15 protein-coding genes and 1 riboswitch are annotated in these 13,417 nt (G+C 68.4%); of the genes, 4 read left to right on the top strand and 11 right to left on the bottom strand.

Annotation, left to right across the window (positions count from 1 at the left end; translation table 11 throughout):
- The first annotated feature begins 2 nt into the window (after positions 1-2).
- Positions 3-449, top strand: a complete 447-nt coding sequence (locus tag LFT44_RS18350) for a hypothetical protein (protein WP_236799878.1) — start codon at positions 3-5, stop codon at positions 447-449.
- A 49-nt stretch (positions 450-498) separates the two neighbouring features.
- Here LFT44_RS18350 and trmB read toward each other — a convergent pair whose 3' ends face one another.
- Complete coding sequence (gene trmB / locus LFT44_RS18345; protein ID WP_236799877.1) at positions 499-1,422, bottom strand: tRNA (guanosine(46)-N7)-methyltransferase TrmB; 924 nt, start codon at positions 1,420-1,422, stop codon at positions 499-501.
- Positions 1,423-1,465: 43 nt separating this feature from the next.
- Positions 1,466-1,735, bottom strand: coding sequence for a hypothetical protein (locus LFT44_RS18340; RefSeq protein WP_236799876.1), 270 nt, complete (start codon positions 1,733-1,735; stop codon positions 1,466-1,468).
- Positions 1,736-2,222: 487 nt separating this feature from the next.
- Here LFT44_RS18340 and LFT44_RS18335 point away from each other — a divergent pair, with 487 nt between their 5' ends.
- Positions 2,223-3,476, top strand: coding sequence for an MFS transporter (locus LFT44_RS18335; protein WP_373462171.1), 1,254 nt, complete (start codon positions 2,223-2,225; stop codon positions 3,474-3,476).
- A gap of 8 nt (positions 3,477-3,484) precedes the next feature.
- Complete coding sequence (locus LFT44_RS18330) at positions 3,485-4,918, top strand: MFS transporter (RefSeq protein ID WP_236799874.1); 1,434 nt, start codon at positions 3,485-3,487, stop codon at positions 4,916-4,918.
- Between the two features lie 25 nt (positions 4,919-4,943).
- Here the strand turns inward: LFT44_RS18330 and LFT44_RS18325 are convergent, their stop codons facing one another.
- Positions 4,944-5,747, bottom strand: a complete 804-nt coding sequence (locus tag LFT44_RS18325; RefSeq protein ID WP_236799873.1) for an SAM-dependent methyltransferase — start codon at positions 5,745-5,747, stop codon at positions 4,944-4,946.
- Positions 5,748-6,064: 317 nt separating this feature from the next.
- Here LFT44_RS18325 and LFT44_RS18320 point away from each other — a divergent pair, with 317 nt between their 5' ends.
- Positions 6,065-7,975, top strand: coding sequence for a DEAD/DEAH box helicase (locus LFT44_RS18320; RefSeq protein WP_236799871.1), 1,911 nt, complete (start codon positions 6,065-6,067; stop codon positions 7,973-7,975).
- A gap of 124 nt (positions 7,976-8,099) precedes the next feature.
- Here LFT44_RS18320 and LFT44_RS18315 read toward each other — a convergent pair whose 3' ends face one another.
- From LFT44_RS18315 to LFT44_RS18280, 8 genes are all read right to left on the bottom strand, one after another.
- Positions 8,100-9,224 (bottom strand): permease, encoded by a 1,125-nt coding sequence (locus LFT44_RS18315; RefSeq protein ID WP_236799870.1) that lies wholly within the window; start codon positions 9,222-9,224, stop codon positions 8,100-8,102.
- 49 nt (positions 9,225-9,273) lie between these two features.
- The gene (locus tag LFT44_RS18310; protein WP_236799868.1) at positions 9,274-9,924 is read right to left on the bottom strand and encodes an MBL fold metallo-hydrolase; all 651 of its coding nucleotides are present in this window, start codon (positions 9,922-9,924) and stop codon (positions 9,274-9,276) included.
- A 4-nt stretch (positions 9,925-9,928) separates the two neighbouring features.
- A complete protein-coding gene (locus LFT44_RS18305) occupies positions 9,929-10,246 on the bottom strand; it encodes a putative quinol monooxygenase (RefSeq protein WP_236799865.1) in 318 nt (105 codons plus the stop codon).
- Between the two features lie 41 nt (positions 10,247-10,287).
- Complete coding sequence (locus LFT44_RS18300; RefSeq protein ID WP_236799863.1) at positions 10,288-11,301, bottom strand: aldo/keto reductase; 1,014 nt, start codon at positions 11,299-11,301, stop codon at positions 10,288-10,290.
- Positions 11,302-11,332: 31 nt separating this feature from the next.
- Positions 11,333-11,959, bottom strand: coding sequence for a nucleoside/nucleotide kinase family protein (locus LFT44_RS18295; protein WP_236799862.1), 627 nt, complete (start codon positions 11,957-11,959; stop codon positions 11,333-11,335).
- Between the two features lie 9 nt (positions 11,960-11,968).
- Entirely contained in the window at positions 11,969-12,334 is a 366-nt protein-coding gene (locus tag LFT44_RS18290; protein WP_236799860.1) for a DMT family transporter, read from the bottom strand.
- On the bottom strand, positions 12,334-12,657 hold the full coding sequence (locus LFT44_RS18285) for a DMT family transporter (RefSeq protein WP_236799858.1): 324 nt from the start codon (positions 12,655-12,657) through the stop codon (positions 12,334-12,336). Before LFT44_RS18285 ends, LFT44_RS18290 begins: the two co-directional genes overlap by 1 nt.
- A 10-nt stretch (positions 12,658-12,667) precedes the next feature.
- A riboswitch (guanidine-III (ykkC-III) riboswitch) is annotated at positions 12,668-12,733 on the bottom strand.
- 70 nt (positions 12,734-12,803) lie between these two features.
- Positions 12,804-13,373 (bottom strand): HutD/Ves family protein, encoded by a 570-nt coding sequence (locus tag LFT44_RS18280; RefSeq protein ID WP_236799857.1) that lies wholly within the window; start codon positions 13,371-13,373, stop codon positions 12,804-12,806.
- Positions 13,374-13,417: the final 44 nt, after the last annotated feature.

Below are 13,417 nucleotides of genomic sequence, written 5' to 3'. Positions count from 1 at the left end.
CCATGTCAGTGCACATCGAATCCCCGCTGGGCTTCACCGCAGACTTCCCCGAGCACACCCAGGTCCTGGGCGACTCCACGGCCGGGCCCAACAGCGAACAGTACGGCCTGCTGAACGGCGTGCTGGTCACCGTGATCAAGGACGACACCTCCGTGCAGGACGCCCCGCAGGCCAACGGCTGGGCGCACCTGATGGCGGGCTTCTACCTTGAGGACCGGGGCGGGACCCTCCTGGCGGAGGGCGAGCTGAACCTGCCCGGCAAGGCTGCCTACGCCGTGGTTGTGGGATATGACGACGACGGCGGGCCGGCCAAGGTGGCAGCCACGGTAGGCGTGTGGGAAAGGGGGCGGTTCATTGGCGTAGTGGTCATCTGGCCCTACCTGAACCCGGAGGCAGAACCCCGGCTGGACATGCTCAAGGAGATCGTGGGGTCCATCAGCGTCGGCTGAAAGTACTGCCCGGACTGGCCGGGATGCACCGCCCAGGCAGGTTCAGCGTTCAGCGGCGGCGGTAGCAGAGGTCGAAGATCAACCTGCCGGCCTCGTGGGCCTTTGCCTCAAAGCTGGTCCTGATCCGGCCCTCGAAGCGGGGTGCCCAGCCGCCCGTTTCGTCCACGCCTTCGTTGGGGCCGGTGTGTTCCGTGCTCACGGGCGCGCGCCCCTCGCGGACGGGCGCGCCGCCCACCACGGATTCAACGCCGGACTGCCACACCTGGGTCAGCGGGCTTTCGGGGCCGCGGCGCTCGCCGGTGTGCAGGTTCTCGAAGTCCATTGAAGCTGCCATCACGTCGCGGACGTGGACGGCATAGTTGGACCAGTCGGTGGCGATCCGGAAGAGGCCCCCCTGTTTCAGGGCCCGCGCCGCCAGCTCTGCGAACTCAGGCTGGATGAGCCGGCGCTTGTGATGCCGCGACTTGTGCCACGGGTCCGGGAAGAAGACCCACAATTCACTGACCGAGCCTTCGGGCAGCATGGTGGCCAGTACCTCCGGAGCGTTTGCCTCCACCACCCTGACATTGTTCAGGCCCCGGCTGTTGATCTTGATGATGGTGTTGGCCAGGCCCGGGGTGTAGACCTCCACGGCCAGAAAGTTCGTGTCCGGGTTCTGTTCGGCTGCATGGCAGATGGCATCGCCAAGGCCCGAGCCAATCTCGACGATGAGCGGGGCGTCACGGCCGAATTCAGCCGCAGCGTCAAAGACGTAGTCGGGGTGGACCGAGGTGTTGGCCACGTGCCTTGGTACGTCGACGGCCCACCGCTCGGCATGCTCGGCCCAGGCAGCTTGCCTCCGGCCCTGCAATCGGGTGCCGCGGCGCACGAAGCTGACCGGGCGGCCGCCATAGGTGCCAAAGGAGGCCTGGGTTCCGGGCGTCACGGGCCTCGGGACATGCGGCTGCTGGGGGTTTTCAGGGGATTCGCTCATCCCTTCCAGAATAGCGCCGCGAGACTGCTCCGGATCGGAGGGGTCAGAACACCCCCACGTTGTCCAACGCCGGACCCAGTGCCAGGGCATAGACCAGACCGCCAAGACACAGCGCAACCGCCGCAGCGGAGCGGTCACCGGATCCCTGTGGCGACCGCTTTAGGGCAGGGATGGCCCGTCGCAGGGCGAGAGAAGCAAAGAGGAGCGGAAGGCTGAACAGCACCAGGGGAGTCACCCATGGCCTGCTGGAAGAGCCGTTGGACGAATACGTCATCAACATGGCGAACATGGATACAGGTGCCGTGAGGATCATGCTTGCAGGGGCAAGGATCGCCAGGACCAGGCTGTCGGCCCCTTTATGCCTGGGCGCACCTGGCTGAGGCTGGCCAGGGCCTCCCTGCCGGGGAGGCGATCCCGGCCCGCCCGGCGGTGCGCTTCCCTTCGATGCAGCGTCCACGGATCTACTGGCCTGCGATGCACCGTTCATCGATCTACCGTCCAGCGACGCACCTTCCGCCAGTCGGCTTTCCGTCGATCCCGGGCCGGGTTCCGGTTGCGGCGTGGTTTCCATGGTGCTCCCATCGGTTGATGCAGCCATGTGCGTGGCCGCGGCTGCTTTCAACCTACGAAGTTGCAGGGGAAGCCAGAAGCCGCCTCTTCCCCTATGTGGAAAACCTGCATCCGCGCTCTCCTGCGAGAATGGGCCCATGAAGGACGCAATGAATGCCGGGGCAAGTAAGCAGCGGCGGATGACAGCCGCGGGGGACGCACAGGGCCGGGCCCGGAGCGGCAGCAGCCTGATGGACCTCAGCACCCTGGTGGACGCAGAAATCGATGAACTCCCGGCGGCGGCACCCACCCGGGTGGGCAGCCGCCGTGCCTTGGTCTACTTGGGGGTGTGCCTGGTCCTGATCGGACTGAACCTCCGCAGCGTCTTTTCCAGCCTCTCCGCAGTCCTTCCGGAAGTGACGTCCCAGGCGGCGCTGCCGGGCTGGTCCGTGGTGGTGCTGACCACCGTCCCCGTGACACTGCTCGGCGTGTTTGCGCCGCTCGCCCCGGTCCTGGCTCGCCGCTTCGGGGCGGAACGGGTGCTTTTGGGGGCCATGGCGTTGCTGACCGCCGGGCTGCTGCTGCGGCCCGTGGACACCGGGGCAGGCACGGGCGGGGCCGGCCACCTGCCTGCCCTCCTGGTTGGCACGGCTGCCTGCGGGGCCGCCATCGCACTGTGCAATGTGCTGCTCCCCGGCCTGGTGAAGCGCGACTTCCCCCACCGGCTGGGCCTCATGGGCGGCCTCTACACCACCGCCATCTGTGCGTCCGCCGCCCTGGGAGCCGGATTCACGTACCCGGTCTACACGGCGACGGGGGAGTGGACCAAGGCGCTGTGGGTGTGGGCGCTGCCCGCCGCCGTCGTCCTTTTGCTGTTCCTGCCCGTAGCCGTCCGGCAGGAAACTGTCCGGCACCAGGCGGTCAGGGACGGCGTCAATGTGTGGCGTTCCCCGGTCGCCTGGCAGGTGACCATCTTCATGGTGCTGCAGGCCATGATGTCCTTCAGCGGGTTCGCCTGGCTGGCGCCCATCCTCCGCGACAGGGGCGTGGACGGTGCCACGGCAGGGCTGATCGTCGCCGTGTGCATCGTGCTGCAGATGCTGGGTTCGCTGTTCGCGCCGGCCTTGGCCGCGAGGTTCCGGGACCAGCGGGCCATCAATACCGTAGTGGCGTTGATGACCGGCGCCGGGTTCGCGCTTAGCATCCTGGGTCCGCTCGATCTCATTTGGGTGTGGGCCGGGCTGCTTGGCCTGGGCCAGGGCAGCCTCACGGCTTGCGCACTGACCCTGATCATGCTCCGCACCCGTGACGGGCATACCGCCGCCCACCTGTCCGGCATGATGCAGGGTGTTGGCTACGGGGTGGGCTCCACGGGGACGCTCATGGTGGGGCAGTTGCACCAGGCCACAGGCTCGTTCGTGCCCGCCGGCATCTTGTTCACGGTGGTGGGCCTGCTCGCGGCGGTCTTCGGCTACCGCTCAGGCCGGAACCGGTTCGTGGGGTAGGAACTGCCGTGCGGGACTCCACCCTTCCGGCCGCCCATCCCGCCACCGGGATCTTCCGGCCCCCGTATCTGTGGGTGACCATCGGCACGTGCGCCCTGGTGTTCCTTGCCGCTTTTGAGTCCCTGGCCGTCACCACCATCATGCCGCTGGTCAGCCGGGAGCTGAACGGCGGCAGCCTCTACGCGCTAGCCTTCGCCGGGCTGCTGGCCACCGGTGTGATTGGCATGGTGGGAGCCGGCAACTGGTCCGACCGGCGCGGGCCAGCCATGCCGTTGTACGCCTCTGTCTCACTGTTCGTGCTGGGACTCCTGATTGCGGGCAGCTCGGTGTCGATGCCGATGCTCGTCGCAGGCCGCCTGGTCCAAGGGCTCGGCGGCGGCGCCCTTACCGTGGCGCTGTACGTGCTGGTTGCGCGGTTCTTTCCCGGCCCGCTCCATCCCAGGATCTTCGCTGCCTTTTCGGCCGCGTGGGTGGTCCCTTCACTGGTGGGGCCCTTCGCCGCGGGCGTGGTGGCACAGGTGTTCAGCTGGCATTGGGTGTTCCTGGGCGTGGTGGGCCTGGTCATTCCCGCGCTGGTGATGATCGTGCCGGTGCTCCGGGGCCTGGATGAACCTGAAGAGGCAGGCGCGCCCCAAGGGGCCGGTCAGCCAGCCCACCCCGTCCCGCCCTGGGCCCTGGGCCGGCTCGGGTGGGCGGCGCTGGCCGCGCTCGCGGTGCTGGGCCTCAACCTCTCGGCCGAGGTCAGCATCCCCTCGTTCCCCGCCGCCACGGCACTCCTGGCATCGGCCGCCGTCGTCCTTGCCCTGGTGGCCGTCCGGCCGTTGGTGCCCCACGGCACCCTTGCTGCCCGCCGCGGGCTGCCCAGCGTGATCCTGGCACGCGGGCTGGCTTCGGCTTCCTTCTTTGGTGCGGAGGTCTACCTTCCCTACCTGTTGATCGACCAGTACGCGTTCCCGCCCACCCTGGCTGGCCTGACCCTGACCGGAGGAGCGCTGGCCTGGGCCGGTGCAGCGGCGGTCCAGGGCCGGCTCGGTTCCAAGCTGCCGCACCAAAGCGCGGTGCAGACCGGCTCGCTGATGGTCCTGGCGGCGGTGCTCCTGGCCCTGGCCACCACGGCGCTGCACTGGCCCGCTGCCATCGCCATCGCGGGCTGGGTCTTGGCGGGCGGTGGCATGGGCCTGCTCTACCCGCGCCTCAGCGTGATGACCCTGGCGCTCTCCACCAAGGAGAACGAAGGCTTCAACAGCTCGGCCATGTCCATTTCCGACTCCCTGGGCGGAGCGCTGTCGCTGGCCACCACCGGGATAGTCTTCGCGGCATTTACGACGGCGGTCCAGTCCTTCGCGGGTGTCTTCGCTTTCACCGCGGCCATCGGAGTGGGCGCGGCGCTGGTGGCGCCCCGGGTTACCGGGCGTACGCCCTCAACCAGCCGCACGCCCTGAACCAGCCGTACGCCCTGAGGGGCGGTCAGGCGAGGCGGGTTGCGCGGAGCACGACGTCGGCGATGGTGGCTTCCTGCCCTTCCGGTCCGGTCACGGGGCGTTCCCGTGAAGTGAGGACTTCCAGCTGCCACTCCGGGCGGCCATTTGAATCGAGCCGGTCCAGCCCGAGCTCCTGTACCAGCTGGTCGGCGGTGTAGAACATGCCCGCATGATGGTGCGCGGGGCCCCAGGGCGGCAGCCGGTCAGGATGGTGGCCCACCACCAGCAGCGTCCCGCCCGGCTTCACGGCTCCGGCGGCGGTCCGCAGCGGAATCCGCCAGTCGAGCTCCTGGGAGTGCAGGAACTGCGACGTCACCAGGTCGTACAACGCCTCCGGCTGCCACTGCGTCAGGTCCGCCAGCTGCCACGTGATCCGGCTTCCGATCCCACCGTTGGACGCCTGCACGCTTTCCCGTGCCAGTTCGGCCAGTTCGTGCGAGTGCGCCCGTTCCAGGGCGACGGCGGAAACGTCGACGGCGGTCACGGACCAGCCCTGCTGCGCAAGCCAGATGGCGTCGGCACCTTCGCCGCAGCCCAGTTCCAGCGCCTTTCCCGGGCGCAGGCCGCCGGCTTCACGGACCAACTGCGGGTTGGGCTTCCCGCTCCAGAGCCGCGCCTTGGTGCGGTACCGCTCGTCCCAGACCGATGCGGCGTCAATGCTGCCGCCCGCCGCCTCGGGCGCGCTGCCGCCGTCGTGCGCTTGATTCCAGGGCGCTTCGTCCCCTTGGGGCCGGTGCCCCTGCGCTTCCTGCCGGTGCGTTTCCTGTTGCTCCTCCGGGTGCTCGTTCATGGGTCAACACTGCCCCGCCGGGGCTCCCATGGCAACGCCGCGGAAGGACGCCGGGCGCCGGGATGGTAGACTGGTGGAACTTGATGTGCAGTGATGCCGCCTGCTCCTGATCTGGAGATCCTTTCCGGGGAGTGGGCTTTCTTCATGTGAGAGGCACATCCTGCGTCGATGAACGCGTTCCATTTGGTCCCGGCCGGCTGTCCCTATTTACAGCGCCCGGTTGATCACCTGACTTTTCTTCGGCGAAACCCCTGGTCCAACCGGCATCGGGGGCCGATATCCGCCCGGATACCGCCAGAAAGACCGTAAAAAACTACATGACTACTTTTGCTGCCCTCGGTACTCCCAAGGCCCTTGCAGACACTCTTTCCGCGCAGGGAATCGTTGAACCGTTTCCCATCCAGGTCAAGACCCTTCCGGACACGCTGTCCGGACGTGACGTCCTGGGCCGTGGCCGGACCGGATCCGGTAAAACCATCGCTTTCGCCATCCCGCTTGTAGCAAGACTCGCTGAGCGGGAAGCTAAGCACTTCCGTAAGCCCGGCCGCCCCATGGGCCTGGTCCTGGCACCCACCCGTGAGCTGGCCACCCAGATCAACGCCACCATCGAGCCCCTGGCCAAGGCTGCCGGTCTGAACACGACGGTGATCTACGGCGGCATTTCCCAGGCGCGGCAGGAAAAGGCGCTGCGCGCCGGCGTCGACATCGTCATCGCCTGCCCCGGTCGCCTGGAGGACCTGATCCGCCAGCGCATCCTCACCCTCGAGGCCGTGGAGATCACCGTCCTGGACGAGGCCGACCACATGGCTGACCTCGGCTTCCTGCCCGTGGTCAAGAAGCTTATGGACATGACCCCAAGCCAGGGGCAGCGGTTACTCTTCTCCGCCACCCTGGACAACGGCGTGGACAAGATCGTCCAGCGCTACCTGTCCAACCCGCTCACCCACTCCGTGGATGACCCGCAGGCCGCGGTGACCACCATGGAGCACCACGTGCTGGTGGTCAACGACCAGACCGTCAAGAAGCAACTGATCGTGGAGCTTGCTTCCGGCGCCGGCCGCCGCGTCCTGTTCATGCGGACGAAGCACCACGCCCGCAAGCTGGCCAAGACCCTGACGGACGCCGGCATCCCCGCCGTCGACCTGCACGGCAACCTGTCGCAGAACGCCCGCGACCGCAACCTGGCTGAGTTCTCCAATGGTGACGTCCGTGTCCTGGTCGCCACCGACGTCGCCGCCCGCGGTGTGCACGTTGACGACGTCGAACTCGTCATCCACGTGGACCCGCCCACCGAGCACAAGGCATACCTGCACCGCTCCGGACGCACCGCCCGCGCGGGTTCCGACGGCACCGTGGTGACGCTGACCCTGCCGGAGCAGCAGACCGACGTGAAGAAGCTCATGAAGGCCGCCGGCGTGGACGTCAGCTTCGAACGCGTCACTGCCAGCTCGCCCATCGTGGCCGAGCTCGTCGGTGACATCGCCGAAAAGGTCGACCCCCGGACCCGCGCTGCACTGATGGCCGCCAAGACGGCCAAGCAGGGTGGCGGCACCTCCACCGGAGCCAACGCGGAACGCAAGCGTGCACGCCGCCAGGCTGCCCCCACGGCTGGTGGCCGTGGTGGCCGTGGCGGACGCGGCAAGGTTGCAGCAGAGGCAGTGCGCGGCGACGTTCCCCGTGCCGAGCGCCGCGCCGCAGCTTTCGAGGGCCGCACTGAGGCCCGCGCAGCGTTCGACCGCAACGCCGAGCAGAACGAGGACCGCGCGGTGGCCGCAGCAGCTGCACGCCGCAACGCCCGTGGCCGCGGCACCGCTTCGACCCACCGCAACGACGTCCCCGCGGCAGGTGGCCGCTCATCGGCCGGCCGCGGTTCGGACGGACGTGCAGCGGAAGGCCGCGGCGATTCCCGGATCACCCGCAGCGACGCCCCGCGCGGCGGCACCGGCCGCCCGGCCTCAGGCGGGCGCCCCGCTTCCGGTGGACGTCCGGCAGCCGGTGGTCGGCCCGCTTCCGGCGGCGGCCAGCGCAGTGGTCGTCCGGCGACCGGGCAGCGCGCAGCAGCAACCGGTGGCAGCAAGGCCGTCTGGTCGTCCAACACCGGCGGAACCTCCGGCGGTTCGTTCAGCTCAGGTAATGGCGGCTCGGGCAACGGCGGCTCAGGCCGTCCGGCCCGCAGCGGCCCGCGCCGCGCATCCGCCCCGGCGTCGAATGAGCGCCGCGGACGGTAACAACGCCTGGCCCATCGAGTGCTCCGATAACGTCGTTTAGGAGGTTCTAAACGACAGTTGCGGAGCACTCGGTGCGTTAAACCGGGTTTGGCAGCAGGGACCGGGGCCGCGGCTGCCGCGTGCCTCAGGTCAGCGCCGCCATGGCGGCCGCGCCCGCCAGGCCCAGCCCCATCACGGCAGCCCCAGTGGCTGCAATCACCCGGCCCGGGAAGGCCCCGCGGACCATCAGCATCGACGGCAGGCTTAGCGCGGGCAGGGTCAGCACCAGGGCCGCCAGGGGAACCATTCCAACTCCAGCGGCCATCAACGCGCCGATGATGGGGATTTCCGCGGCGGTCGGGATCACGAACAGGGTTCCGACGACGGCGAGCAGGACGGCGGCGAGCACGCCCCAGGACGCGAGCGTGCCGGCCTCCGGGAACAGCCAGCCACGGAAGGCGCCCAGGAGCATCACCACCACCGCATACTCCGGCAGGAGTCGCACCGATAACCGGACCAGGGCCTTGGCGAACCTGTGGACAGCGCCCGCGGCAGTCACGGTTTCAGCGGGCTCTTCCACCGGTCCGGCGACGCTGGTCCCTTTTGCCAGGCGGCTCACGAGCAGCGTGACGCCAAAGACAAGGATCACGCCGGTGCCCACGCGGACGGCCACGAACTGCCAGGGGAGCACAAAGGCCATGAATGCCAGGGCTGCCGGATTGAGCACGGGATTACCCAGCCAGTATGCGAGCGCGGAGCTGACGGGCACCCCTCTGCGGCGAACATTCAACGCGACGGGCGCGGCGCAGCATGTGCACATCATTGATGACATGGACAGGAGCCCGCCACAGACCGTGCTCACAGCCGGGCCACGCCTGGCCTGGAACAGCGCGAGCAACCGGCGGGCGGGAAGAAACGCCTCCACCGCCGCTGCAACGAGCAGGCCGGCCACCAGCGCCTGCCAGATCGACCCGACGTAGCCCAGGCTGTACTCAAAAGCCGCGTTCCAGGAGGGGGCGGGCGGCGCACTTGCCTTGCCGGACAAGACGGAGTTTCCCAACGAGTGGCTGTCCGCCACCGCCGGGATCTTGAGGGCATAGGGGTACCACTTGGCCCACAGGAGGACCGCGATGGCTATCCCTACCGTGGCCAGCGTTCCCACAAGCACCATTCGCCGGGCAGCCGAATCCGGAGTGAGCTCCTGGTCCCGTTGCCCGGTGTCCAGTGTCCCGTTGTCCTGGCGGTCGATACCCGCGGCACTATCCTTCATGCGTTCCCGAAACCTCTCCTCGTGGGGCTTGGCGGCAGCTGGCGAGCCGCTACCAGCCGCGGGCGCGCCATTCGTCGAGGTGCGGCCGCTCTGCACCAAGAGTGGTCGGCTTGCCGTGGCCGGGATGGACGACCGCGGAGTCCGGGTAGGCGCCGAACAACCGCTCCGTGACGTCGGCCAGGAGCTGGTTGAACCGTTCGGGGTCCTTCTGCGTGTTGCCCACGCCGCCCGGGAACAGCGAGTCACCGGAGAAGATATGCGCCGGCCCGTCCGGGTCCTCGTAAACGAAGGCAATTGAACCGGGGGTGTGCCCGCGCAGGTGGACTGCCGTCACATCAAAGCCGTCGAAGTTGCCAACGTCGCCATGCCTGAGCCGGACGTCAACGGGAACCGGCAACGCATCGGCGTCGTCCGCCCCGGCGGCTGTCCGCGCCCCCGTAGCCGCCACCAGTTCCTTCAGCGCCCGCACGTGGTCCCAGTGCTGGTGGGTCGTCGCGATGAGGGCCAGCCGGGGAACAGCCGTCGTGTCCGCGGCCCCGTCCGCCAGCAACTGCTGGATGGCGGGAAGGTCGTCGGCGGCATCAATCAGCAGCTGGGCCCCGCTCTCCTTGGCCGTCAGCAAGTACACGTTGTTGTCCATCTCGCTGACGGAGATGCTGCGGATGGTCAGGGCCGGCAGGTCGTAGAGAAGTGAGTCCATGGGCTTAGGCCTGGGACGGCTGCAGGTCGAGCGGCATGGTCTCCGAGTAAACCTGCTTTGACGGTGTCCCGGCGAGAACCTCGCCCAGCCTGTGCTTCCCCTCCGGCGTCTTCCGCCATGCGGCGTAGTCGTCATGGTCCTGGGTGGTGGCCCAGGTTTCCACTACCAGGATGTGGCACGGATCTGCGTCGTCCACCAATGCTTCGATCCCGAGGTTTCCGGGCCAGGCACGGGTGGCGGCGAGGGTTTCAGACAGGTATGCGGCGGCGTCGTCGCGGCGGGCGGGGTCAATCTGGACTTCGAAGTGCACGATGGCAGGCATGGGGCTCCTTTGGGTTTGCGGTGGAATTGGTGAAAGGCGTGTTATTCCCGGCCCTCGGACACCCATTTGGGGTCCGCGGAACGGGAGCCGACGACGGCGTCTGAGGCCGCGTCCAGGGCCTCCAGGTGCGCCGGGGTGAGGTCGAGGGACAGTGCGCCGAGGTTTTCGTCGATGCGGGCGGCCTTGCGGGTGCCGGGGATGGGGACCACGGGCAGGCCCAGCCGCTTGCCCTGGGCCAGCAGCCACGCCAGGGCAACCTGGGCGGGGGTGGCCTGCAGCTGGTCCGCCACGGACCGGACCGCGTCCACCACGGCCTGGTTGGCGCTTGCGGCATCGGGGGCGAAACGGGGGATGTTCCGGCGGAAGTCCTTGTCGCCCAGGCTCGAGGTGTCCACGGTGCCGGTGAGGAACCCGCGGCCCAGCGGAGAGTAGGGAACAAAACCCACACCGAGGTTGGCGGCGGCGGGAACCACATTGCGTTCCACATCGCGGCTCCAGATGGACCATTCGCTTTGGACTGCGGCGATGGGGTGGACCGCCGAGGCGTCCTGCAGTTCCTGCGCCGTCACTTCGGACAGGCCCAGGTGCTTGACCTTTCCCTGCTTCACCAGCTCGGCCATGGCGCCCACGGTCTCTTCGATGGGGACCCGGACGTCCCGGCGGTGCATGTAGTAGAGGTCGATGACGTCCGTGCCCAGCCGCCGCAGGCTCCGCTCCACCGCCTGGTGCACGTATCCGGCGTCGCCCCTGATGTCCGTGTAGCCGTCCGTCGGCGTGCCCACCAGCGCGAACTTGGTGGCCAGCTGGACCTCGTCCCGCCGGTCCTTGAGCAGCTGGGAAATCAGTTCTTCGTTGCTGCCGCCGCCGTAGATGTCGGCTGTGTCAATGAAGCTGACACCGACGTCCACGGCATGGTGCAGTGTCTGCAGTGCCTCCGCTGGGTCCACCTCGCCGTAAACGGGGGTGAGGGCCATGCCGCCGAACCCGAGGGGGCTGACGGCCAGGCCGTCGCCGAGCTGGACTGTAGTGCCGGGGTTGGTGGGGGCGTTAGCCATGGGTGCTCCTGTTCGTTTCCTGAGAATGACGTTACAGCCAGGGTATGACGCGGTCCGCGGCAGGACGGGTTGCCTGGATCAGCCGGGCGTTCGCCTCGTCGGATCCGCTGGCCCAGGCAAGCGCAGCCTCCGGGTCCATCCCGAACGACACATGCCGGTCAACCAGCCGCTGCAGCCGGAGCTCGTGCGGGGTTTCGAGGAACCACACCTCGTCCAGCTGCGCCCGCACCTCCTTCCATGGCTCCTGGTCCGCCAGCAGGTAGTTGCCCTCGGTGATCACCAGCGGGACGTCGGCCGGGACGGCGATGGACGCCGCTACCGGTTCATCGATGGTGCGGCGGAACTCCGGCGCGTACACCACTGCCTCGTCCCGGCGCGCCAGGCGGCGCAGCAGCGAGAGGTACCCGCCGCCGTCGAACGTATCAATGGCGCCCTTCCGCGCACGCAACGGCGTGCCCTCGATGATCGCGTTGCCCAGGTGGAAGCCGTCCATCGGGACCACAACCGAGGTTCCCGGGCTGAACTGCTCCTGGAGCCAGGTTGCGAAAGTGGACTTGCCGGACCCTGGCGCCCCGGCAATGCCGAGGATGGTCCGCGTGCCAGGCACCATGCGGCGTCGCAGCGCGTCGACGGCCTGGGCGATCTCGGGGGAGTCCATGCCAAAAGCCTAGTCACTGCTGGGAGCAGCCGGAGCGTCTTTTCCGGCCGGCAGCGCCTTCAGGCCGGCCGCGCAGCCCACGATGCCGGCGATGAACAGCAGTTTCACCACGCTGAAGGGCTCCACGCCGGTGGCCATTGCCCAGCCGACGGTGAGTGCGGCGCCTATACCCACCCAGATGGCGTAGGCGGTGCCCAGGGGAATGCTGCGGATGGCCATGCCCAGGCCCAGCATGCTCAGGGTCGCAGTGACGGCGAAGACGGCAGTAGGCAAGGGTTTGCTGAAGCCGTCGGACAGGCCAAGGGCCGTGGCCCAGACTGCTTCCAGGACCGCGGACGCCAGGAGCACCAGCCACGGGAGTGCGCGCTTCAGCATTACGCCACCACCTTCAGGCCAACCACGCACGCGGCGATGCCGGACAGCAGCAGCAGGCGCGCCGCCGTCGGGGGTTCCACTTTGGTGGCCATGGCGTAGGCGGAAGTGAGGACGACGCCCACACCCACCCACACGGCGTAGGCGGTGCCGGTGGGGATGGACTGCATGGCGACGGCAAGGCCGCCGGTGCTGGCCGCGACGGCCACGAGGAAGAGGGCGGCCGGGGCGAGGCGCCGGCGCCCGGAAACCTTGGAGGCCCGGTGCAGCGCGGCCGCCCAGACGGCTTCCAGAGCGCCGGAAAGAATGAGGATTATCCACGACATGACCAGATCCTTTGGCCAGTCTTGTCGCGTGCCGGGTACTGAACCGTCGTCCGGAGGCTCGGGTGCGGAGCCTTGGATTCCAGCGTAGCAACGCACGACGGCGGCCAGCCACCGTTGGTGCCCAACCTCACCAGCGGTGCCGGTACTTACGCGGTGGTGTCCACCGGGTCAATGGACACCACGGCCAGGAAGCCGCGCCCCAGGATTTCGGGAGAGCCGCCGTCCGAGCCCACTACCGTGTCGTAGCGGCCCAGCTCCATGGGCTCTCCGCCGCCCTGGCTGACCGTCGCCTGCCCTTGCAGCAGCACACCGAACTGCCCTTCGAACACCGGGTGGGCGCGCTTCCTGGACAGCTCAACGATGGACGTGAAGCCCTTGAAGGCCCCCGCCCGGGTGATGACGTTCAGGTCCCTGATGTCCCCGGTGGGCAGCTTGGCAGCGGTGGCGGCCCCGCCGTCGAACCTGAAGGGACGGTACTTCTCCAGGGGCTGCTCTGCGCCGTCAACGGAAAGCAGGATCAGTTCCCCTTCGATGACCGTCAGGACGCGCTCCATGCCGGGGAACGCCGTGAAATCTCCTGCCTTGGCAACGTCAGCGATGCTCACCCGCCAGTCAAAGCCACCGTCTTCGGAGTCCTGGCGTGCGATTTCCCTGGTCACCCCGCCGCCATTGCGCCACGGTTGGGCCTTGAGTTCTGCGAAGCGGATGATCTGCATCAGCCCAGCCTAGTTGCCGCGTGTGGGCGGCATCGCAGTTGGGT

The organism is Arthrobacter sp. FW306-05-C (genome assembly GCF_021801725.1).
GTDB lineage: Bacteria > Actinomycetota > Actinomycetes > Actinomycetales > Micrococcaceae > Arthrobacter.
Note: the sequence above shows the minus strand (reverse complement) of the source record. Positions and strands in the feature narration are given on the sequence as shown.

Excerpts from the sequence above, each read along its gene's own strand:
- LFT44_RS18350 (WP_236799878.1), top strand. The coding sequence starts at position 3 with ATGTCAGTGCACATCGAATCCCCGCTGGGCTTCACCGCAGACTTCCCC.
- trmB (WP_236799877.1), bottom strand. The coding sequence starts at position 1,422 with ATGAGCGAATCCCCTGAAAACCCCCAGCAGCCGCATGTCCCGAGGCCC.
- LFT44_RS18340 (WP_236799876.1), bottom strand. The coding sequence starts at position 1,735 with ATGATCCTCACGGCACCTGTATCCATGTTCGCCATGTTGATGACGTAT.
- LFT44_RS18335 (WP_373462171.1), top strand. The coding sequence starts at position 2,223 with ATGGACCTCAGCACCCTGGTGGACGCAGAAATCGATGAACTCCCGGCG.
- LFT44_RS18325 (WP_236799873.1), bottom strand. The coding sequence starts at position 5,747 with ATGAACGAGCACCCGGAGGAGCAACAGGAAACGCACCGGCAGGAAGCG.
- LFT44_RS18320 (WP_236799871.1), top strand. The coding sequence starts at position 6,065 with ATGACTACTTTTGCTGCCCTCGGTACTCCCAAGGCCCTTGCAGACACT.
- LFT44_RS18315 (WP_236799870.1), bottom strand. The coding sequence starts at position 9,224 with ATGAAGGATAGTGCCGCGGGTATCGACCGCCAGGACAACGGGACACTG.
- LFT44_RS18310 (WP_236799868.1), bottom strand. The coding sequence starts at position 9,924 with ATGGACTCACTTCTCTACGACCTGCCGGCCCTGACCATCCGCAGCATC.
- LFT44_RS18305 (WP_236799865.1), bottom strand. The coding sequence starts at position 10,246 with ATGCCTGCCATCGTGCACTTCGAAGTCCAGATTGACCCCGCCCGCCGC.
- LFT44_RS18300 (WP_236799863.1), bottom strand. The coding sequence starts at position 11,301 with ATGGCTAACGCCCCCACCAACCCCGGCACTACAGTCCAGCTCGGCGAC.
- LFT44_RS18295 (WP_236799862.1), bottom strand. The coding sequence starts at position 11,959 with ATGGACTCCCCCGAGATCGCCCAGGCCGTCGACGCGCTGCGACGCCGC.
- LFT44_RS18290 (WP_236799860.1), bottom strand. The coding sequence starts at position 12,334 with ATGCTGAAGCGCGCACTCCCGTGGCTGGTGCTCCTGGCGTCCGCGGTC.
- LFT44_RS18285 (WP_236799858.1), bottom strand. The coding sequence starts at position 12,657 with ATGTCGTGGATAATCCTCATTCTTTCCGGCGCTCTGGAAGCCGTCTGG.
- LFT44_RS18280 (WP_236799857.1), bottom strand. The coding sequence starts at position 13,373 with ATGCAGATCATCCGCTTCGCAGAACTCAAGGCCCAACCGTGGCGCAAT.